At 67.1% G+C, this 19,800-nt stretch carries 23 protein-coding genes; 13 read left to right on the plus strand and 10 right to left on the minus strand.

What is annotated here, in order from left to right; all coding sequences use genetic code 11:
• Positions 1-104: 104 nt before the first annotated feature.
• Positions 105-1,244 (minus strand): glycoside hydrolase family 99-like domain-containing protein, encoded by a 1,140-nt coding sequence (locus EV649_RS06920; RefSeq protein ID WP_130381596.1) that lies wholly within the window; start codon positions 1,242-1,244, stop codon positions 105-107.
• A gap of 259 nt (positions 1,245-1,503) precedes the next feature.
• Between EV649_RS06920 and EV649_RS06925 the strand changes: the two genes are divergently transcribed.
• The 4 genes from EV649_RS06925 to EV649_RS06940 all read left to right on the plus strand — a co-directional run bounded on the left by EV649_RS06925 (position 1,504) and on the right by EV649_RS06940 (position 5,232).
• A complete protein-coding gene (locus EV649_RS06925) occupies positions 1,504-2,313 on the plus strand; it encodes a hypothetical protein (RefSeq protein ID WP_241997801.1) in 810 nt (269 codons plus the stop codon).
• 8 nt (positions 2,314-2,321) lie between these two features.
• The gene (locus tag EV649_RS06930) at positions 2,322-3,272 is read left to right on the plus strand and encodes a hypothetical protein (RefSeq protein ID WP_241997803.1); all 951 of its coding nucleotides are present in this window, start codon (positions 2,322-2,324) and stop codon (positions 3,270-3,272) included.
• An 8-nt stretch (positions 3,273-3,280) separates the two neighbouring features.
• Positions 3,281-4,219, plus strand: coding sequence for a hypothetical protein (locus EV649_RS06935; protein WP_241997805.1), 939 nt, complete (start codon positions 3,281-3,283; stop codon positions 4,217-4,219).
• Between the two features lie 119 nt (positions 4,220-4,338).
• Positions 4,339-5,232, plus strand: a complete 894-nt coding sequence (locus EV649_RS06940; RefSeq protein WP_130381600.1) for a DMT family transporter — start codon at positions 4,339-4,341, stop codon at positions 5,230-5,232.
• Between the two features lies 1 nt (position 5,233).
• On the opposite strand, the gene EV649_RS06945 is transcribed toward EV649_RS06940, so the two are convergent.
• The 3 genes from EV649_RS06945 to EV649_RS06955 all read right to left on the minus strand — a co-directional run bounded on the left by EV649_RS06945 (position 5,234) and on the right by EV649_RS06955 (position 7,643).
• The gene (locus EV649_RS06945) at positions 5,234-5,875 is read right to left on the minus strand and encodes a hypothetical protein (protein ID WP_130381602.1); all 642 of its coding nucleotides are present in this window, start codon (positions 5,873-5,875) and stop codon (positions 5,234-5,236) included.
• Between the two features lie 33 nt (positions 5,876-5,908).
• A complete protein-coding gene (locus tag EV649_RS06950; protein WP_130381604.1) occupies positions 5,909-6,676 on the minus strand; it encodes a GAF and ANTAR domain-containing protein in 768 nt (255 codons plus the stop codon).
• Between the two features lie 139 nt (positions 6,677-6,815).
• Entirely contained in the window at positions 6,816-7,643 is an 828-nt protein-coding gene (locus EV649_RS06955; RefSeq protein WP_130381605.1) for a GRP family sugar transporter, read from the minus strand.
• Between the two features lie 208 nt (positions 7,644-7,851).
• Here EV649_RS06955 and EV649_RS06960 point away from each other — a divergent pair, with 208 nt between their 5' ends.
• Positions 7,852-8,238, plus strand: coding sequence for an SRPBCC domain-containing protein (locus EV649_RS06960; protein ID WP_157996198.1), 387 nt, complete (start codon positions 7,852-7,854; stop codon positions 8,236-8,238).
• Here the strand turns inward: EV649_RS06960 and EV649_RS06965 are convergent.
• Positions 8,235-8,414 (minus strand): hypothetical protein, encoded by a 180-nt coding sequence (locus tag EV649_RS06965; protein WP_198682343.1) that lies wholly within the window; start codon positions 8,412-8,414, stop codon positions 8,235-8,237. The genes EV649_RS06960 and EV649_RS06965 overlap by 4 nt on opposite strands.
• A gap of 136 nt (positions 8,415-8,550) precedes the next feature.
• Here EV649_RS06965 and EV649_RS06970 point away from each other — a divergent pair, with 136 nt between their 5' ends.
• Positions 8,551-9,537 (plus strand): NAD-dependent epimerase/dehydratase family protein, encoded by a 987-nt coding sequence (locus EV649_RS06970; protein WP_130381610.1) that lies wholly within the window; start codon positions 8,551-8,553, stop codon positions 9,535-9,537.
• A gap of 112 nt (positions 9,538-9,649) precedes the next feature.
• On the plus strand, positions 9,650-11,380 hold the full coding sequence (locus EV649_RS06975; protein ID WP_130381612.1) for a BTAD domain-containing putative transcriptional regulator: 1,731 nt from the start codon (positions 9,650-9,652) through the stop codon (positions 11,378-11,380).
• A gap of 45 nt (positions 11,381-11,425) precedes the next feature.
• On the opposite strand, the gene EV649_RS06980 is transcribed toward EV649_RS06975, so the two are convergent.
• The 3 genes from EV649_RS06980 to EV649_RS06990 form a co-directional block, all read right to left on the minus strand.
• Positions 11,426-12,238, minus strand: a complete 813-nt coding sequence (locus EV649_RS06980; protein WP_130381614.1) for a hypothetical protein — start codon at positions 12,236-12,238, stop codon at positions 11,426-11,428.
• A gap of 34 nt (positions 12,239-12,272) precedes the next feature.
• Positions 12,273-12,776 (minus strand): hypothetical protein, encoded by a 504-nt coding sequence (locus EV649_RS06985; RefSeq protein ID WP_130381616.1) that lies wholly within the window; start codon positions 12,774-12,776, stop codon positions 12,273-12,275.
• A 133-nt stretch (positions 12,777-12,909) separates the two neighbouring features.
• Positions 12,910-13,104: a hypothetical protein gene (locus EV649_RS06990; RefSeq protein ID WP_130381618.1), complete on the minus strand. Its 195-nt coding sequence runs from the start codon at positions 13,102-13,104 to the stop codon at positions 12,910-12,912.
• A gap of 137 nt (positions 13,105-13,241) precedes the next feature.
• Between EV649_RS06990 and EV649_RS06995 the strand changes: the two genes are divergently transcribed.
• Complete coding sequence (locus EV649_RS06995) at positions 13,242-13,622, plus strand: Rid family hydrolase (protein WP_130381620.1); 381 nt, start codon at positions 13,242-13,244, stop codon at positions 13,620-13,622.
• Here the strand turns inward: EV649_RS06995 and EV649_RS07000 are convergent.
• Positions 13,584-14,306 carry an N-acetylmannosamine-6-phosphate 2-epimerase gene (locus EV649_RS07000; RefSeq protein WP_130381622.1) on the minus strand — a complete coding sequence of 241 codons (723 nt, stop codon included), beginning with the start codon at positions 14,304-14,306 and terminating at the stop codon, positions 13,584-13,586. The two genes, EV649_RS06995 and EV649_RS07000, sit on opposite strands and share 39 nt — an antisense overlap.
• 59 nt (positions 14,307-14,365) lie before the next feature.
• Between EV649_RS07000 and EV649_RS07005 the strand changes: the two genes are divergently transcribed.
• Genes EV649_RS07005 through EV649_RS07015 form a run of 3 tightly spaced genes read left to right on the plus strand, consistent with a single transcriptional unit; the run spans position 14,366 to position 16,660 of the window.
• Complete coding sequence (locus tag EV649_RS07005) at positions 14,366-15,133, plus strand: SDR family oxidoreductase (protein WP_130381623.1); 768 nt, start codon at positions 14,366-14,368, stop codon at positions 15,131-15,133.
• Positions 15,133-16,143: a Gfo/Idh/MocA family oxidoreductase gene (locus EV649_RS07010; RefSeq protein WP_130381625.1), complete on the plus strand. Its 1,011-nt coding sequence runs from the start codon at positions 15,133-15,135 to the stop codon at positions 16,141-16,143. Before EV649_RS07005 ends, EV649_RS07010 begins: the two co-directional genes overlap by 1 nt.
• A gap of 25 nt (positions 16,144-16,168) precedes the next feature.
• Entirely contained in the window at positions 16,169-16,660 is a 492-nt protein-coding gene (locus EV649_RS07015) for a hypothetical protein (protein WP_130381627.1), read from the plus strand.
• Positions 16,661-17,104: 444 nt separating this feature from the next.
• Here EV649_RS07015 and EV649_RS07020 read toward each other — a convergent pair whose 3' ends face one another.
• Positions 17,105-18,052 carry an aldo/keto reductase gene (locus tag EV649_RS07020; RefSeq protein ID WP_130381629.1) on the minus strand — a complete coding sequence of 316 codons (948 nt, stop codon included), beginning with the start codon at positions 18,050-18,052 and terminating at the stop codon, positions 17,105-17,107.
• Positions 18,053-18,177: 125 nt separating this feature from the next.
• On the opposite strand from EV649_RS07020, the gene EV649_RS07025 reads away from it, so the two are divergent.
• Positions 18,178-19,035, plus strand: a complete 858-nt coding sequence (locus EV649_RS07025) for a fumarylacetoacetate hydrolase family protein (protein ID WP_130381631.1) — start codon at positions 18,178-18,180, stop codon at positions 19,033-19,035.
• On the plus strand, positions 19,035-19,793 hold the full coding sequence (locus EV649_RS07030; RefSeq protein WP_130381633.1) for an SDR family oxidoreductase: 759 nt from the start codon (positions 19,035-19,037) through the stop codon (positions 19,791-19,793). Before EV649_RS07025 ends, EV649_RS07030 begins: the two co-directional genes overlap by 1 nt.
• Positions 19,794-19,800 lie beyond the last annotated feature (7 nt).

Below are 19,800 nucleotides of genomic sequence, written 5' to 3' on the forward strand. Positions count from 1 at the left end.
GCCTGCGTACGTTGCCTCGACCGTCGCAGAGTTTCTCCGAGTAGAAGCTGGATCGAAGTAACCCTCGGCGCAGTCTGGGTGGTGGCCGCCATTGGTGTGGCGGTCTACTCGGGCCGCAACACGTCGCGGATCATCTCGAGGTAGCCGTAGCCGTTGTGGGTGTCGGGGAGCAGGGCCGAGCCCTCGGTCCATTCGTTCCATGCGTTGACGGTGATGATGGGATGCGGTTGGCCGTGGCGTTCGAGGAACGACTTGGCCATCGACAGCCCGTCCCTGAACTCCTCAGGAGTCGGATCGAACGTCGTCGTCCACGGATAGCGGCCGCGCTCGAACGGCCGGCTCTGGTCGGTGCGCGGGGATGCATCCCACCCGACGGTCACATTCGGGTAGAACGGTACGTCGAGCTCCGCGACGTACCGCTCGTATTCGGCGAAGGCGGCATCGCGCAACTGTCCGATCTCGGCGCGCGGGAAGTCGAACCCGCCGAGGTCGGCGTGATGCACCCAGACGTACGACGTCGCGGACCGGAAGCCGAGTCTCCGCACCAGGTCGGACGGCGAGTCGAGCGTGATCGCCGCGGGCAGTACGCCGACGCCCCAGATCACCGCGTCCAGATGGAGCCCCACGAAGCCCGCCTGCCTGGTCTGCTCGTCGAACCACTGCAACGCGTCGGCGGTCTCCTCGACACCGCCGAGGCCGGCGATGAGACTGCCGAGCTCGTAGATCGACAGCCACGGCCGCCCGTCGACAGTGAGATAGTTCGGGCGCGCGAAGTACTTGTCGATGACGTGCCTGACCAGCTTCTCGAACGCGGCGCGATCGATCGCACCGTTCTTGAGCCGTTGGGGTGAGTCGTTCAACGGGTCGTCGTGCGGGAAGATGTCGACGAGTTCGTGGTTCGCCCACATCAACGCGAACTTGACGTCGCTGCTGTTCCGCGCGGCGAGCAGGCCGTCGTCGAGGGCGGCCTCGAGATACGGGCCGTCGTCGTACCAGTAGTAGTCGACCAGGAAGCCGTCGACGCCGTACTGCTTGGCGAGACGGATCTGCTGTTCCGCTGCGGCCGGAGTGGCCTCGTCGAAGCGGCCGTCGATCGGAATGCGCGGTTGCCGGTGTCCGTCGAATCGTGGCCGCGCCGCTTCGAGAAGCTTCCACTCGTCCCAGTCCGCGCCGAACCACTGGGCGTTCCGCGGATCGCGGTGCCAATCAGGGAAGTAGTACGCGAGTACCTGCGGTCGATCCATGAATCAATCATTTCATTCGCCGGCGGGTACGGGTTGGCGGGTGCCCGGCGCAACTTTCCGGTCCTGCGAGGTATCGAGTAAGTAGAAGCGTTACTGCGTAGTGTGACCCGAGGGGCTGGCAATGTCCGGTCGACTGAGCAAAGCGGCGGTTGCCGCGTTTGTCGCAATAGGAATCACCCCTGGGGCCGCGCAAGCGGTGGGTGCGGAAAGGTCTGCGACAGTGCAGGCGTCAGCGGGCTGTCGCGTCCATGTCGAATCCGTGACCGCCGGGGGTGATCACGCCGGCAAGACGGTCACCGTCGGCGCAGCGCAGTCCGAGCAGGTGTACACCGACATCTATCCGGACGGTGCGGTCCGCGTCAGCGGGTCGACGGAATCCAATCCGGACGTCACCGGATACGGCGGGTGGATCGGTGGGTACGCCGTGCTGGGCTCGACCATGTACGCCACCTCCTACTACCTCACCCTGGACGGAGACGTCGACCGGACCAGGCCGACCACCTACCGGGTCGGGGGCGGCTGGGGTGACACGACCTACTTCGAGACCACCCGATTCTGGGACTACCCCAAACCGCCGAACCTGATCACGCAGTACCAACTGCGTGCCGACGGGACCCTGAGCCGTTGGGAGATGCAGTACAACAACGGCAACAGCCCGGTGCAGTGGGCGAACAAGCAATCCGCGACCGGGTTCGCCGCGGTGAAGACGATGGCCATGATCAGCCAGACGCTGACCTACGACACCTTCCTGGCCAACACTCGCGGCGGCGCGCTCTACACGATCCGGGTTCCCCGCACCTCACCGATGAAGCCGATCGTGAAGAAGGTCCGGACCTCGACCTGGCAGGCGTTCGACGCGCTGGTGGCCGAGAAGTGCGGTCGGTACGGAACGATGCTGGTCGGCATCGACGAGGACTCCCAGTCCGCCTACGCGTATGCCGTCGGCCACGCGAACGGCACGACCACCGTGATCCAGGGGCTCGGCAAGGTGCCGGCCACGTTCGCCGATCCGGTGTACTTCCGAGGCCAAGCCCGTCAGGGCGACGCCCAGATGCTGTTCGGAGAATGAGGATCATCATGTCCGTTCGACTGAGTACTGCTTTCACTGCCGCCGCCACCGCGATCCTCCTGACGGGGACCGGTACTGGCGTCGCAACCGCGAAATCGATGGCCGGTACGGCCGGTACGGCCGCGTCCGCAGCCTGCCGCTCTGCCCCGGGATCCGTGACGGCCGGCGGTGACCACACGCGCACGATCGTGACGGCCACGTCGCCGCCGACGGTGCAGCAGACCCCCGTTTACACCGACATCTACCCTGACGGCCAGGTCCGCTTGAGCGGGTCCGTCGAGAACGATCCGGACATCACCGGGACCGGCGGGCGGTTCTCCAGTTACGTGGTGATGGGCTCGACGCTGTACGGCAGCGGCTATCTGCTCAAGGTGGACGGCTCGGTCGACCGGCCGACGGTCGGCCTCAGCCGGGTGGGCGGCGGCTGGGGTGACGCGACCTTCTTCGACTCGACCACGTACTGGAAGTATCCGGATCCCCCGATGTTCACGACGCAGTACTCGCTCCGGAGCAACGGCACCATCACTCGATGGGGCGGCCCCTCCGCGTCGGTCTGGGGGAACAAGCAGACCGCGACCGGGTTCTCCGCGGTCAAGACGATGGCGCTGATCAGCCAGACGCTGACCTACGACACCTTCCTCGCCAACACTCGCGGCGGCGCGCTCTACACGATCCGGATCCCCCGCACCTCACCGATGAAGCCGATCGTGAAGAAGGTCCGTGCCTCGACCTGGCAGGGCTTCGAGGCCCTGGTGATCGAGAAGTGCGGCATCTACGGAACGCTGCTGCTCGGCATCGACAAGGACACCGGGTCCGGCTACCTGTACGCCGTTGGCCACGCCAACGGAACTGCTACCGTCATCAAGGGACTCGGTAAGGTCCCGGCGAACTTCGCCGACCCCGTCTACTTCCGCCACGTCCTCCGCCCGGGCGACAATCAGATGCTGTTCGGGGAGTGATGGTCAGCATGTCGAGACGACTCGGTACTGCGGGGCGTGTGGCTGCTGCTGCCGCGCTGGTGACGGGGGTGCTGGCCGTGGCCCCGGGCGAGGCACTGGCTGCTGACACCACAGCCACCGCGGCGTGCAAGATGGAGATCGGGTCGCTGACGGCCGGTGGCGATCACACGGACAGGGTGATCACTGCCGGCTCGCCGGCAACGGTGCAGGAGAAGACGAGCTATCCCGACCTCTATCCTGAGGGCCTCCCCAGGTTGAGCACTCTGTTCTTCAACGACCCTGTCGTCCAGGGTTTCGGCGGCGCGTACGCCGGCCACGTGGTGATCGGCTCGGGCCTGTACAGCAGCACCTACTTCCTCACGGAAGCCGGCGAGGTCGACCGATCGCAGTCGCACAACTTCCGGATCGGTGGCGGCTGGGGTGACGCCACCTTCCTCGAGACGAGCTACCCGAACGATCCGGATCCCTGGGCCTTGGTCAACCACTACTCGCTGCGCAGCAACGGCACGCTCACCCGGTGGGACGACAAGGGCGGGTTCGGCTGGGTCAACGCACAGTCCGCTGGTGGGTTCTCGGCGGTCAAGACGATGACGCTGATCAGCCAGACCGCGACGTACGACACCTTCCTGGCCACGACCCGGGGCGGCGCCCTCTACACGATCCGGCTCCCCCTGACGTCACCGATGAAGCCGGTCGTGAAGAGGGTCCGCAGCTCGACCTGGCAGGGTTTCGAGACGCTGATCGCCGAGAAGTGCGGCCAGTACGGCACTCTGCTGCTCGGCATCGACAAGGACACCGGGTCCGGCTACCTGTACGCCGTTGGTCACGCCAACGGAACCGCCACCGTCATCAAGGGACTCGGCAAGGTCCCGGCGACCTTCACCGACCCGATCTACTTCCGCCGCGTCCTGCAGCCCGGCGACCAGCCGCTGCTGTTCGGGGAGTAGGGCTGGACTCGCCGGCTGCCCTCGGCACGCATGATGTCGCGTGCTGAGGGCACTGACGGAGAGGTAGGCAATCCGATCGGCTGAGGTGGCGACATGGGACCCGACGCGGCACTGGACAGATGAGTGGGCGCCGGTCCGTCAGTGATCGTCACGCGCAGCTGACCCTCGCGGTCGGCGCGCTGCTGGTGTCCGTGTCCTCGGTCCTCATCGACCTGGCCGGAGCAACGCCGGGCACCGCCAGTGTCTATCGATGCCTGCTGGCGCTGCCGCCGCTCATCGTCCTCGCCTGGTACGAGAGACGTCGCTGGGGATCGCTCCGCGGCCGTGACGTCTCCCTCGCCGCGCTGGCCGGCGCCTTCTTCGCGGGTGACATGCTCCTGTGGACGCAAGCGATCTTCGAGGTCGGCGCAGGCCTGTCGACGGTCCTGGTGAACGTACAAGTCATCCTGGTCCCCCTGCTGGCCTGGGTCGCGGATCGCGAGGGCGTTACCGCTCGCTATCTGAGCTGGGTACCCGTCCTGCTGGCCGGAGTCGTTCTCACCTCAGGTGTCGCGGGAGGCGGTGCGTCCGGGACCAGACCGCTCGCAGGCACAGTTCATGCCACGTTGGCGGCCGTTTGCTACTCGGTCTTCCTGTTCCTCCTTCGGCGAGGCGGTCGACAAGGCTCGCCGATACAGAACTACTGCGTTGTGATCGCCGCGGCGTGTGTGGTCTCCCTGGCCGCCGGATCGCTGTGGCACGGCGTCGACCTCGCCCCGGGGTGGAGGGTCATCGGCTGGCTCACCGGTGTCGCGCTCGCCGGCACCGTCCTCGGCTGGCTCCTCGTCGCCACAGCATCACCACATCTGCCCAGCCACGTCGGCGCCGTACTCCTGATGCTCACTCCGGTCGGCGCCCTCGCTCTTGGTGCGCTGATCCTCGGCGAGCGGCCGACTCCGCTCCAGTTGCTCGGCTGCATCCTGATCCTCGCCGGCTCCTACTTCGCGACCCAGCGCGTCCGGCTCAGATCGTGAGTTACGGCTCCTTGTCGGCGTGGTAGCGGACGAGGTCGGGGAGGAAGTTCTCCAGGTTGCCGATCTCCTCGATGTGGTGGCGGATCCACGGGCCGAGTTTGCTCTCCGGGAAGGCCTTCGTCCGGGCGACCTTGTTGAACCAGAGCCGGCCGGGGACGGTGCCGTCGCCGAGGACCAGGCGGGTCACGTAGCGGGTGTCGCCGCCGATCGCGTCGTACTCGTTCTCGAGGCGGACGAGGCTCGATCCGAGCACGCGTTTGGCGATCGTGGCCGAGCGGTCGTCGATCTCCTCGACACCGACGTGGATGTCGATGAGCGTGTCGAGATTCCGCCCGAGAGCCTCGGTGATGTGCAGCCGGGCTCCCGCGCTGACGCCGCCGTCGACACCTGGCGACTCGATCTCGTAGGAGATGTGATCGAGTGGATGCCAGACGAGGTAGCGCGGCTGCCGGGTGCCGGCGTACATCATGGTGCCGGGCACGTGCCGGTACCACCAGGCCAGCATCTCCGGCGTGACGCCGGCGAGCGGGGCGTGCTCGATGGTCACCCGCACCTGGCCGTCTGCGGTCGTCTTCGAGACGCGGGCCGACTCCTGCGGCCGGAGTGGCCACAGGACAGGGCGCGGCGCGGGAAGCTCAGGCATACCGGACCTTGTGCCCGATGCGCCCCACTTCATTCAGGTGCGGGGCAGCTTCCGGGTGTCGATGAGTTGCTGGGCGACGTCGCGCAGTTTGGTGTTGGTGTCCTGGGAGTAGCGCTTGAGGATCGCGAACGCGCGGTCGTCGTCGAGGCCGTAACGCTCCATCAGGATCCCCATCGCCTGGCCGACCAGCTTCCGCGCGTCGACCGCCCGGGCCATCGTCTGCTCGTGCCGGGCAGTGGCGACCGCGACCGATGCGTGCCGCGCGAGGATGTGGGCGATCGCCTCGTCGTCCGGACCGAAAGCGTCCGGATCCGGGGAGTACAACCCGAGCACGCCGAACGACCGCGAACTGGCGGCGCCGACGGCCAAGGGCACGTCCAGCACACTGCGGACGCCGAGACGAGCCACCGCCGCAGCCCACGTCGGCCACCGGGCATCCACCGTGGTGTCGCGGACCAGCACCACCGACTGATGCTGCAACGACTCGATCAGCGGGCCGGCCCCGTTGTCGATCTGCAGGTTGTAGATCTCGGCGACGACCGGGTCCGTCACGGCCGGGATCTCCGGCCGCCGGCCTCGGGTGTAGAGCGCCACTCCGGAATAGCTGCAGCTCAAAGCCTGCAGAGCAAACTGGACGACCGCATCAATGGTTTCCTCGACGCCGCCGGCGCTGTGCAACTCGACTGCCAGTCGCGCGAAGACGTCGGCCGTCTCGTCAACCGTCTCGGCCAATCGCAGCCGGGGCTCGGGCACCAGCTCGTGAGCGCCATATTGGAGGGCGTCGTCCTCGATCTCGCTCATGCTGCGTCAACGCCGCTGACGGCCATGGGTCCTCCTGGTCAGCCCGAACTAGCGCATCCGGCTGCTGACTGCCCAACAGTCGCCAAGACAGAGCTTGCCATCATCCCGAACTCCGCACCAGTCCCGATTTTTCCCGTGACTACAACGAGACGAGTACGACGGTGGCTGTCGCGCAGGCCAGGCCCAGGATCTGGGTCCGCGTCAGACGTTCGCGAAGGATCGTGATTCCCAGGAGCACGGGTACGGCCGGGTAGAGCGAGGTCAGCACGACAGCCACGGACAGAGCCTGCTCCCGGCTCGCAAGGAAGAACGCTGCGATTGCCGACGTGCCCAGAAGGCCTGACACGACAGTGAGTGTGGCGGTACGCCTGTTCATCCGGAGGTGCATCGGCCGGGCCGCCAGCGGCGCAACCATGAGCATGGCAACGAGCCGATTCAGCGCCAGTGGCCACAGGCCGGCGCCGACATCGGCGCGCGCGAGAGCGACGTACTGCAACGCGAAACCTGCCCCGGACAGAAGTGCCCATCCGGCACCGGCGGAGTGCTCGCCGCGGGTTCGGTGGCTGCCGGCCATCAGCCAGATCGCGGGTGCGGCGATCGCGAACCCGCACCACGCGCGCCACCCGATGTGATCGTGCAGCAAGAACACGCCGATGAGCACCGGAACGGCGACGCCGGCGACGTCGCTCAGCGGTACGACGAGGCTCAGCCGGCCGAGCCTCATCGCCTGGAAGAGACACACGGCACCCAGCCCGGTACCGATCCCTGACAGCGCTCCCCACCCGAGATCCACACCGGTGACGTGGGGATGGGAGACGACCAGAGCGAGGGTCGTGACCAGCACACATCCGACGAGCTGACCCACGAACACCACGACCGCACTGCGCACTCGGCGGGCAGCCAGGCCGGCCGCGAAGTCCGACAATCCGAAGCACAGTGCCGACACCAGCGCCAGCGCGATACCCACCGGTTCGATCCTCCACTTCGGCTTGCGGCCTCGAATGGTGATCGGGTGCCCTGCGGGGCGGTTTCCTACTCACCAGAAACCGCGATTGCGAAAGGCGGTCAGGGGGCACTGGTTGCGTATGGCTCGTACAACAGAAGCGCGAGCGACGCGCACCGATCGGGCGCCGCAGTTGAGGTATGTACGGACGTTCGTTTGTGATGCGGACCGCTTGTGGAAACTCATTACCAGGGCGGAGCACCTCAGTAGCTGGCTCGGGCCGACCGTACTGAGCGACACGCAGTACGGCGGGTTCATGGTCGTGACACGGGCGCGGGCCGAACAGACCGGGATCGTCACGGTCTGCGAACCCCCGCACTACTTCCGGGCAGCTTTCGACGATCCGCCGCATCCCGCCAGCACGGTCTTGGTGGACGTGGTCCCAGGGCAGGACGAAACGCACCTGATCCTGACCCACGGCGGCATCCGCCACAGCCTGCTGGCCCAGTTCGACAAGCTGTGGACGGGCGCCCTCGACCGCCTGCGGCAGGTCGTGGAGGGAGAGACCCCCGCCACCGCTCCCCGCTACCTCCCGAAGTCAGCAGGCGGAGCAGGTTAGCTCGTCCCGTCCGGCCGCGGAAGCTGCTCGTCGGGGTCCTCGTTCGGCGTCGGCTCGGGGTCCGGGTACGGCGTGGTGTCCGGATCGTCGTCCGGGTCAGTCCGGCCCGGGAAGGACCGGTCCGGATCCGTCGGATCGGGCAGCGGCGGCACAGGCGGTACAGGCGTCGTACTCATGATGACCTCCGAACAGAGGAACGTGAATCCACCTCCAGGTTCCCGTCCCCCGCCCCATCCATTCCCAGGTGTAGCGGTTGGCTACCTGGGTGAAGATGGTGCGAGGATCGCGCTACGACCTCGAGGAGTTGTCTGAATGACTGGCTTGCGTGTGCTCTTTCTCGGCGGGACGGGAACCATCAGTTCGGCTTGCTCGTGGCGAGCAGTCGAGGCGGGGCTCGACCTCACGGTCGTCAACCGAGGCAAGACCTCGACCCGCCCGCTGCCTCCGGAGACGCGAGTGCTCACCGCCGACGTCGACGACGCATCGGCGTTCGCCGCAGTTGCCGGCGAGGACTTCGATGTCGTGGTCGACTGGTTGGCGTTCACACCTGATCAGGTGCGCGCTCGCACCGACGCGCTGCGAGGACGAGTCGGCCAGTACGTCTTCATCAGCTCCGCATCGGCGTACCAGACACCACCGGCCCGACTGCCGATCACCGAGTCGACGCCCTTGCGCAACCCGTTCTGGCAGTATTCACGCAACAAGATCGCCTGCGAAGACCTCCTCACCGGGCTGTACCGCGACGAGGGTTATCCGGTCACGATCGTGCGGCCCTCGCACACCTACGACCGCACCCTGGTCCCGTTCGACGGCGGCTGGACGATCGTCGAACGCATGCGCCGCGGTCAGCCCGTCGTGGTCCACGGCGACGGCACCTCCCTGTGGACCCTGACACACCACCGCGACTTCGCTCGCGGCCTGGTTCCCTTGCTTGGCCACCCCCGCACCCTCGGCGAGGCCTTCCAGATCACTTCCGACGACGTCCTCACCTGGGACCAGATCGCGAACACACTCGCCGCTGCGGCCGGCACCTCCGCCCAGATCGTGCACGTCCCGTCGGACGCCATCGCCGCGCTACATCCGGCGTGGGGTGCTGGTCTCCTCGGCGACAAGACCCACTCAGCCGTCTTCGACAACACCAAACTCCGTCGCGTCGTCCCGGACTATGTCGCCACCATCCCGTTCGAATCCGGCGCCCGCGAAATCATCAGCTGGTACGACGAAGACCCGGCCCGCCGTCGCATCGACCCCAGCATCGACGAAGCCATGACCACCCTGACAGCCCGCTACACAATCTGAGCGCGGGCCGCGACAGCCGTGGCCGAGGTTTAAGCATTTGAATACGTATCACGGTCGACACGCTCCGCATCCGTACTGGTGAACGCGCATCGCGCGGAGGGGGAACGTCACCATGTACTTGCCGCCGGTCCTGCGCCCCCTGGCCGCCCAGGGCGTCATCAGCCCGGCGGTCCAACGCATCGCAGAGGCACCGTTTTCCGTGGTGCGTGGGGTGCCGGGGTCGTACGCCGCCGAGCGATTGGCCGGCGTGATCGACAGCTGGCAGCGATGGAACGACTGCGTGTGGCTGCGCGCCCAGGACATCCGCCCGACAGAACTGGCACAGTCGCTCGCAGCGGCTTGCGGGCATCGCTGGTTGCCCACCGAGCCGCAACCCGGGACCAGGCCGCTGCCTGCACTACGACTGGGCGAGATGATCTACGGCGCACCAGAAGGCGCGGTCATCGTGCTCGAGCTCGGACGCCGGGTGACCCCTGGTCTCACGAGGCTGGTGAAGGCGATTCGGCTGGCCATCACCGAACGTGGGGTCCGGATGGTGGTGGTTTCCGAGAGCCGGTTGCATCCGCCGGTCGCCCGCGGCCCGGACTGCGTCGTATCTGCGTCCGACCTCGCCGACAACACTGCTCTGGACGGTTATTCGTCAGCCCCCGACCGGGCGCGGTTGCTGAGATTCACCGGTCGGCACGCCGCCGTACTCGATGACGTTCTGGCCGCCGCGCGTCTGTGGTCGCCGGACGCCGTGGACGAGGCCCTCAACTCGTCGTACGGCGTACCGTCCCTGCTCGGCTGTCTCACCACCGCGCTGCTCGACCGTCTGACGCCCGAGCAGCGCAGCGCACTGCAAGTTGCGGTGGCGGTCGGCTATTGGCATCCGCAGATGGGGACGGGACCGGTCACCTCCGAGCAGCTTCGGCCGTGGTTGGTGCCGATGGAGCAGCAATGGGGATGGCTGCGGCCGATCTGGGCATCGTCCCTGCGCAGGGAGCTGACCCGACCGAGACCTACCAGGCAACACTGGTTCGGCGGTGGCCGGGCGGCGCTACGCGAGGTCCCTCGCCTGCCCACCGTGCAGGCGGCGCCGCGGCAAGGCAGATTGCAAGCGCAACTGCTCGGCTCCCTCGAGGTACAGGTCAATGGCGCGCCGGTCGCGTCGTGGAACGGGCAGCGGGGTACGAGCGTGCTCCGGTACCTGCTCTACCGAAAGCAGCACGCCTGCGCACGGGACGAGTTACTCGAAGAGTTCTGGCACGACGCCCCAGCCGCGGCCGCGCGGAACCGGCTGCAGGTCGCGGTCAGCGGCCTGCGCCGAGCGTTCCTCGGCGTCACCGCGCTGAACGTCGTGGAGTACGCCGACGGCGGTTATCGGATCAACCCGAAGCTTCTCGTCGAGGTCGACGTGGAAACCTTCGAGCGAGGTCTGTCGGCGGCCGCGGCGTCCGAGCGGGCTGACATTCAGGAGGACGCCAGAACGGCGTACCGGCACGCGATCGCCATCTACCGCGGTGACTTCGCCGCCGATGCGCCGTTCGAGCAATGGACCCTGCTGCCGCGCGAGAGCCTGCGCATCAAGCTCGTGGACGCCCTCGACCGACTCAGCCGCATCGAGCTCACCGACCACCGGACCGACGACTGCATCGCGACCGCGCACCGCATGCTCGACATCGATCCGTGCCGTGAGGACGCCCATCGCCTCCTGATGCGCTGCTACGCCGAACAGGGACGCACCTATCAGGCGCTGCGGCAGTACGAGTTCTGTGCCCGGATCCTGCAGGCAAGGATCGACGCCAGCCCCGCACCCGACACCATCAGGCTGTACGACGCGATCCGGAACAGCTCGGCCTGACGACAGGGCGCCGCAAGCAGTTGATGCTTGCGGCGCCTCGTCGTACTAGGCGAGCACCAGCGCCGGAGGTCGACTGGCCGGCGCAGCCAGGTTCACCCTGAGGAGCAACTGCAGGCTGTGGATCCCCGTGGCCAGGTCGACCGCCGGGAACTTCAGCGCGACCTCGTGCGCCGCGGAGCCGATCCCGTCCCCGTGCCCCACCTCGGTCCAGCCCTCCCCGTTCCCGTACCGGCGAGCGGACAGCGTGGCCTGGTACCTGAAGTCACCACCGGCAGCGCCGGTGTTGGTGACTACCAGGTCGATGTCGCGGCTCGATCCGCCGAGTACCTTGCCGGCGTCGAGCACTACATCGTGATCCAGCGACAGCGGCTCCCCGAGCGCCGCCTCCCGTCGGCGGCGCGACGTCGGGACACGCCGCGGCACCTCCTTGTTCGCCTCACTGTTCGCCTCATTGTTCGGCTCTTTGTGGGCCTGAACGCTGCCCTTCTCCTCGATGAATCCGACCAGTTGAGCCGGGGTCCAGCCGGCCCAGGTCTGTTCGGCCATCGTGCGGACATGAGTCACCTCGCAGCGCTGCGGATCGCCCTCACCCGTCAGCGCCATCCGTACGACGAACGCTTCGACTCGCTCGCCGCCCGGCAGGCCGGGGCCATCGGCATGGTCGTCCTCCTCGGCCCCCCGTGCTGCCACTACATGCGCCACGTCCCGTAGCGTCTCGCCTTCGCCGTGGACCGACGCGAGCGCTGCGGCCGCCGCGGCCAGTGTCTCCCAGGTGTAGATACCCGACTCGTGCAGGCGGGCCTCGGTAGCCGGGCCGATGCCCTTCAGTTCACGGAAACTCGCGAGCGGGACACTCATCTGTCTTCGCCTCCCGAAGGGACCGGTCCGCCGGTCACTTCGGGTCTTCGACCTGAATGATCGGTCCCTCGGCGAACCCGATCATGTCGTAGCCGTGGCCCAGGTAGGTCAGGTCGCTGTTGAGGAAAACCGAGGCCACGAGCTTGTAGATCCCGCTGGTCTCGTCGCCCGGGTTGCCCTCGGGCAACTTGAAGGGCGGAACGGTGAGCTCTGCGGCATAGCTGAGGACCGCCCCGCTGGCTGGAACATCGTTCCTCGCGGCCAGAAGGATCTCCGGGCCTCCGCCGATGGACTCGGCGAAGAGCTGGACGTTCCAGTTGCCGCCGAGAGCCTGAAGCCACACAGGCGCGAACCAGCCCTTGAGCGTCCACTCGACCTTGACCTTGAACGGCGCCTTGGTGTCCAGGACGTGGTTGGGGCGCTCGAGCGGCCAGAAGTTGAGGGCGGGGTCCACGATCTCGAGGGTGGTGATGTTGCCCTCGATCACGGAGGGATCGCCAGGGTTCTGGCCTGGAATGTTGGGATCGAACTGCAGCATGACTAACTCCCCCTACTACGGGCGGCCCAGGGTGGGATCCGCCTCGTACCGAGGGTGCGGGGCAGCGCTGAGTGGGCACCCACGGTGCCGCTGAGCGTCGGCACTCAGGCTTCGCTAAGGGGAAACGCGCAGGTCAGCTGGCGATGTCGGCCCAGACCTCCACCCCGCGCCCACCGGAGTGCAAGGCGAAGAAGTCACCTCGATCGAGCACGACCAGTCCGCCCGAACGCTTGAGCACCAAGCGACGGCCACAACCCTCGTGCGGACACACGAACAGGACTTCCGCTCCGTTGTCAGCTTCGATAACCATCCGGTGCTGGGCGTTCATGGCCAGACCTCCTCGGCTCTGAAGTCACCGCGAGCCACTGACTGCTCACAGAACAGTTGTACCCAGTGCCACCCGGGAGCATGCCGAAGCTGCGATGCTGCTCTGGCGGACGGAATGCGAGAACAGGGAGGACCGTCATGGCACGGCAGATCATCACGACCGCGAACGCTCCGGCTTCGCCGCTCTACAGCCAGGGAGTCAAGGCCGGACCCCACGTGCTCGTCTCGGGCACCGCCGGTGTCGACCCGAGCACCGGCAGCCTCGTCGAAAGCACCATCCAAGCGCAGACAAGACAGGCACTGACGAACTGCGAGGCCATCCTCCACGCCGCCGGCGCGACCCTGGACGACGTTATCGAGGTCGGCGTACTCCTCACAAACCCCGCCGACTTCACCGGCCTGAACGAGGAATACGCGCGGTGGTTCCCATCCGAGCCGCCGACGCGCTACGTCGCCAAACTCGGCGCCGACCTCCCCGGGCTACTTGTCTCGATCCGGATGACGGCCTTCATCGGATAGCGCCGTCCCGCGGTGGGGCAGTTGTTCTGTGAAGGTTTGGGTGATGCGGGTGGGGTGGGTGATTGCGGTCCCGACGACGACGGCGTACGCGCCGGCGTCGAGGCAAGCCAGGGCGTCGTCGGGGTTGCGGATGCGTCCTTCGGCGATGACCGGGACGGACAGCTGCGCGACGACTTGGGTGAGCAGGTCGAGGTCGGGGCCGTCGGTAACCGGGCGCTCGCCGGTGTAGCCGGCCAGCGTGGTTCCGACGCAATCGGCACCTGCTGCGACGCTGTAGAGGGCATCGTCAAGGCTGCCGCAGTCGGCCATCACCAGAGCGCCCGCTGCGTGGACGGCGGCGACGGTCGCGGCCAGGGGCTGTCCGTCGGGGCGGTCGCGGCGCGTGCCGTCCACCGCGACGATGTCCGCGCCGGCGGTGACACAGTCCAGGGCATCCGCGACGATAGGCGTGATGAAGACGCCGTCGGCTCCGCGTTTGACCAATCCGATCAGGCAGACGTCGACAAGCGGGCGAATGGCCGCTAGGTCCTCGACACCTTGGGCCCGGACACCTCTCGCACCACCTGCGACGACGGCTTGCGCGACGGCAGCCATGACGCCCGGGGACCGCATCGGCTCACCAGGGTAGGCCTGGCAGGACACCACGAGCCGGCCCTCGATCGCGGCAAGTCGCGAGTCGATCATGCACTCATCCTCCTCACCAATAGTGTGCTGCTGACGCACCATCCCATCGAAAGGACGCCATGAACGCGATGCAGAAGTTCTCCCTCGAGGGCAAGGTTGCTCTGGTCACCGGTGGTAGCCGGGGGCTTGGACGCGCGATGGCCGAAGCGCTCGGCGACGCCGGTGCGGCGGTGGCGGTGACGGCGCGCACCCTCGCATCGGCCGAGGCCGCCGCGAACGAACTGAGCGAGCTCGGCATTCGCGCGTACGGCGTACAGCTCGAGGTGTCCGATGTCGAGGACGTCGAACGTGCGGTCGAGCAGGTCAGTACCGAGTTCGGCGAGATCGACGTGTTGCTCAACAACGCCGGCATCGGCGTCGCCGGCCGGGCCTTCGAGACGCCCGACGAAGCCTGGCACGACGTGTTCTCCGTCAACGTCGACGGCGTCTGGTACTGCAGTCGTGCGGTCGGACGCCGGATGGCGCAGCGGGGCGGAGGCACCATCGTCAACGTCGGTTCGATGTCGGCCGAGATCGTCAACCAGCCCCGCTGGCAGGCGTCGTACCTGTCGTCGAAGGCCGCCGTCCATCAATTGACCAAGGCTCTGGCGGCCGAGTGGGCGCCGCACGGGATCCGCGTGAACGCGATGGCGCCGGGGTACTTCCTGACAGAGATGTCGCCGGTCGACCAGCCGGAGTTCAAGCAGTGGTGTGTCGATCCCGCCGCCATGAAGCGCTACGGTTTGCCGCCGGAGTTGGGGCCGGTGGCAATCTTCCTGGCGAGCGAGGCGTCCAGTTTCATGACCGGCTCTGTCGTCAAGGTCGACGGCGGCTTCACACTGTTCTGATGGTCACCATAGGCATTGTCGGCGCAGGCTTGCGCGGGAGGCTGTTCGCCGAGGCTCTCAAGGAGCAGCCGGATGTCACTGTCGTCGGCTTCGCGGAACCCTCGGCCAAGGTGGCCGAGGACGCCAGGGCCGCCACGGGTCTACCTGTCACCGGGTCGCATCCGGAGTTGCTCGAGGCCTTCGATCCGGACGCCGTGATCGTAGCGACCCCAGACTTCGCCCACCGCCAGATCGCCGTCGACGTGGCCGAATCCGGTAAGCACCTGCTGATCGAGAAGCCGGTCGCCACCACCCTCGACGACGCCCACGCCATCGCTGCGGCGGTTCACCACGCGGGCGTTCGATGCCTCGTCGGCTTCGAGAACCGGTGGAACCCTCACGTCGTACAAGCGAAGACAGCGATGGCGAGCCTTGGCAGGCCGATCACGGCATCGGCCACCCTGAGCAACTCCTTCTTCGTGCCGACCACCATGCTGTCGTGGGCGGCTCAGTCGTCGCCGGCCTGGTTCCTCATGCCGCATACCCTCGACCTTGTCCTCTGGCTCACCGGCCGGAAGCCCGTGTCGGTCAGCGCGGTGGGATCTCGTGGTGTCCTCGCTCGGCGCGGCATCGACACGTGGGACGTGGTGCACGCCCTGGTCGCCTTCGACGACGGATCGACGGCGACGCTCTCATCGGCGTGGACGCTCCCGGACGCCGGTGACGGCATCGTCGACTTCCGGTTCCAGGTGATCGGCACCGAGGGGTCGGTGACCGCGGATCTGTCGCATCAGGGCCTCACTGTGGTGAGCGACAAGTACCGGTCGGCGTGGCCGGTCTCCGGCCGGATCGGGCGATCGCAGGTCGGCCCTGCCGTGTGGATGGTGCAGAACTTCGCGGCGGGACTCGTCGACGGCGGCGACCTCGGACCAGACATCGACCACGGCGTACTCGTCACACAGATCATCTGCGCGATCGAAGACTCCATCAGCACCGGCCAGACCGTCCAGCTGACCACCCCGACCGACTAGGACGCCGTGGATAGACTTGATTTATATGATCTTTTGGGTGGGTGGGCCGGCTGGGGCGGGCAAGACGACGGTGAGTCGGTTGCTGGCGCGGAAGTACGGGTTTGTTTGGTACAGCGTGGATGCTCATGCTCTGGATCATGAGGAGCGCGCGGCCGCGGCGGGGCTTCATGTGTTGGGGAGCGGGCCAGGGGATTTTGATCGGCGGCCGATGATCATCGAGGACATCCGGTCGTTGCCTGTGGCGACATCGGTGGTTGTCGAGGGTGCCTTTGTCACGCCGGCAATGGCTGGGGTTGCCGAGAACGCCGTGTGGCTGATGCCTTCCAAGGACGAACAGCTTGCACGGCTGGAAGGCAGGAATCCAGGCGGCGAGCATGGCGGTCTGGTCTGGGGTTGGGAGCTGGTGCGAAGTCAGCTCGAGGGGACCGACGCACGCGTCATCGTGGTCGATGGCCAGACAGTCGAGCAGTCACTCAAGGCAGTCGAGCAGAGTTTCGGCGCTCTGCTGCACCCCTGACACGCTGTACCGCTGCGGTCAGCGGTGAGACGACTGATGATGGTCTCTGCGTGCCAACTCAACGGGAGGAATGTGCTGCATGGAATCCAGTGGTTGGTCGTTCGACGATGATCGGCAGCAGCGCATAACTCCGGCGCGTCGCCCGGAGCGGGTGCTTGCGTACGCTCAGGCCGCACAGACGTTGAAGCAGCTCGGCGTACCTCGACCACGGGCTTCATCGTCAGCGGGTACGACTTCCGGCCCTTCGACAGGTTGCCATTGGCATCGACCGCGTACGACGCCTTCGCCGACCCCGAACGGCCGCCCCGCCGGTCGGTCGACGGTGTGCAAGCTCGACAGGTAGTGCACCAGCGAGACACCGTACGCACGACCACAATCACGCTCAGGTGCACTACCCAGCCACCCGACACCTCCTGTCCAACGGGAGGAGATACCCCGACTGGCTTAGCTCGGGATGAGGCCGCGGGTGGTGAGGGCTTGCCAGAGTGCCGGTGGGATCGGGGCGTCGAGGTGGGTCAGGTTTTGGCGGAGTTGGTCGGGAGTTGCGGCGCCTGCGACGACTGAGATGACGCGCGGATCGAGCAGCGGGTACTGGAGCGCAGCGGCGGGAAGGTCGACGCCGTGGTCGGCGCAAACCTTGTCGATCTCGAGCGCACGAGCGAAGACGTCGTCGGGAACAGCTTCGTAGTCGTACTTCGCGTCGCGGCTCGGCGTGAAAGCAAGCAGCCCGCTGTTGAACACAGCCGCCGCCACAATCCGTACCCCGTGCACATCACACGCATCCACCAGCTCCGGTACGGCGCTCTGGTCCAGCAACGTGTAGCGATTGGCCACCATCAGTACGTCGGCCAGCCCAGTGCGGACCGTGGTCAGCTGAGCATCAATGCCAAGCGAACCGGTGCCGATCGCCGCAACGATCCCCTCGTCCCGCAACTCGGCGAGTGCCGCCAACGCCGAGTCCGTCGCGCCAGGGATCCCGGACAACTCCGGGTCGTGCACATAGAGGATGTCGACCCGATCCAAGCCCAGCCGGTCCAGTGACTCCTCGACCGACGCCCGTACTCCGGCACCCGAGTAATCGAGCACCCGCTGCAGACGCGCAGGTACGACGAATCCGCCGGCGGCCATCGCCGATCCGTCCCACGACGGATCCTCCCGCAGCAGGCGCCCGACCTTGGTCGACAGAACGTACTCGTCGCGCGGCTTCGTAGCGAGGAAACGGCCCACGCGCTGCTCGGACAACCCCAGCCCGTAGTGCGGTGCGGTGTCGAAGTGCCGGACGCCGGCGTTCCAGGCCGCGTCGAGGATCGCGTCGGCCTCGGCCTCGGAGTACTGCCGGAAAAGGTTGCCGAGCGGTGCGCACCCGAGACCGAACCGCGGTACGTCAATCACGTCTGCTCCCCAGCGTTCTGAACTGTGGACGCACGCTAGACATCATATGTTTCACCTGTCAATGTGAACCGAAGCCGCGAATCAGCCAGTCAAAGCGGCTAAAGATACGATCTGGAGGTAGTGCGATGAAGTTCGCCCGCTTGGGTCCTCTCGGTGCGGAAGCGCCGGTCGTCGTCACCGGGGACGGCGTCCGCAGCCTCGCCGGGCTCACCGCGGACCTCGACGCGCGGTTCTGGGAGTCCGACGGGCCGACCCGGGTCGCGGCCGCACTGGCCGCCGATGAACTGCCGCTGGTCGAGAACGCCGACGACCTGCGGATCGGTCCGCCGATCGCCCGGCCGGGCGCCATTGTCTGCATCGGCATGAACTACGCCGCGCACGCCGCCGAGTCCGGCGCCGAGCCGCCGTCGTCGCCGGTCATCTTCTTCAAGGCACCGAACACGCTGGCCGGCCCGAACGACCCCGTGACGATCCCCAAGGACAGCACGAAAACGGATTGGGAGGTCGAGCTCGGAGTGGTGATCGGCAAGCGTGCGTCGTACCTCGACTCCCCCGCGGACAGCCTGGAGCATGTCGCCGGTTTCGTGGTGGCCAACGATCTGTCCGAGCGCGCCTTCCAGATCGAGCAGTCCGGCGGCCAGTGGAGCAAGGGCAAGATCGCCGCCGGCTTCAGTCCGGTCGGTCCTTGGCTGATCACTCCCGACGAGATCGAGCACCAGAAGCTCAGCCTGCGCAGCTTCGTCAACGGCGAGCCCCGCCAGGATTCCAGCACCGCCGACCAGATCTTCGACGTCGCCACGGTCATCCATCACCTGAGCCAGTACATGGTGCTCGACCCGGGCGACCTGATCATGACGGGAACGCCGGAGGGCGTGGCGCTGTCCGGCCGGTTCTCGTATCTGCGGCCCGGCGACGTTGTCGAGGTGGAGATCGACGGTCTGGGCCGGCAGCGCCAGGAGTACGTCGCGTTCGAGGGCGCCTGATGAGCGCCGGGGAGTTCGACGGCCTGGTCGCGATCGTCACCGGAGGCGGATCGGGCATCGGTGCGGCCGTCGCCCGCGAACTCACCGCGCGGGGTGCGCGCGTCGCGGCGTTCGACCTCGAACCTGCTGGCGTCCCGGAGGGCGTGCTCGGGATCAAGGCCGACGTGACGGATGACGCCAGTGTGCGTACGGCGGTTCAGCAGGTCGTCGAGGCGTTCGGCCGAATTGACGTGGTGGTCAACAACGCGGGCATCGGCGCACAGGGCACGATCGAGGACAACCCGGACGACCAGTGGCACCGGGTCTTCGACGTCAACGTGATGGGCGCGGTCCGGGTCAGCCGGGCCGCACTCGCGTACCTCCGTGAGTCACCGGCTGCCGCGATCGTCAACGTCGCCTCGGTCGCCGCGACCACCGGCATTCCCCAGCGAGCGCTCTACTCCACCACGAAAGGCGCGGTGCAGTCGCTGACGCTGGCGATGGCCGCCGACCATCTCCGCGAAGGTATCCGGGTCAACTGCGTGAACCCCGGTACGGCGGCAACTCCCTGGGTGCAGCGCCTGCTCGACGCGGCGCCCGATCCCGTCGCCGAGCGCGCTGCCCTTGACGCGCGTCAACCGCACGGACGGTTGGTCTCCGCCGAGGAGGTCGCACTCGCAGTCGTCTACCTGGCTGGGCCTTCCTCCGGCTCGACGGCGGGTACGGCGCTCGCGGTCGACGGCGGCATGGCTACGCTGCGCCTACGTCCAAAGGACTGAGAAGGGA

It is taken from the genome of Kribbella sp. VKM Ac-2569 (assembly GCF_004216905.1).
GTDB lineage: Bacteria > Actinomycetota > Actinomycetes > Propionibacteriales > Kribbellaceae > Kribbella.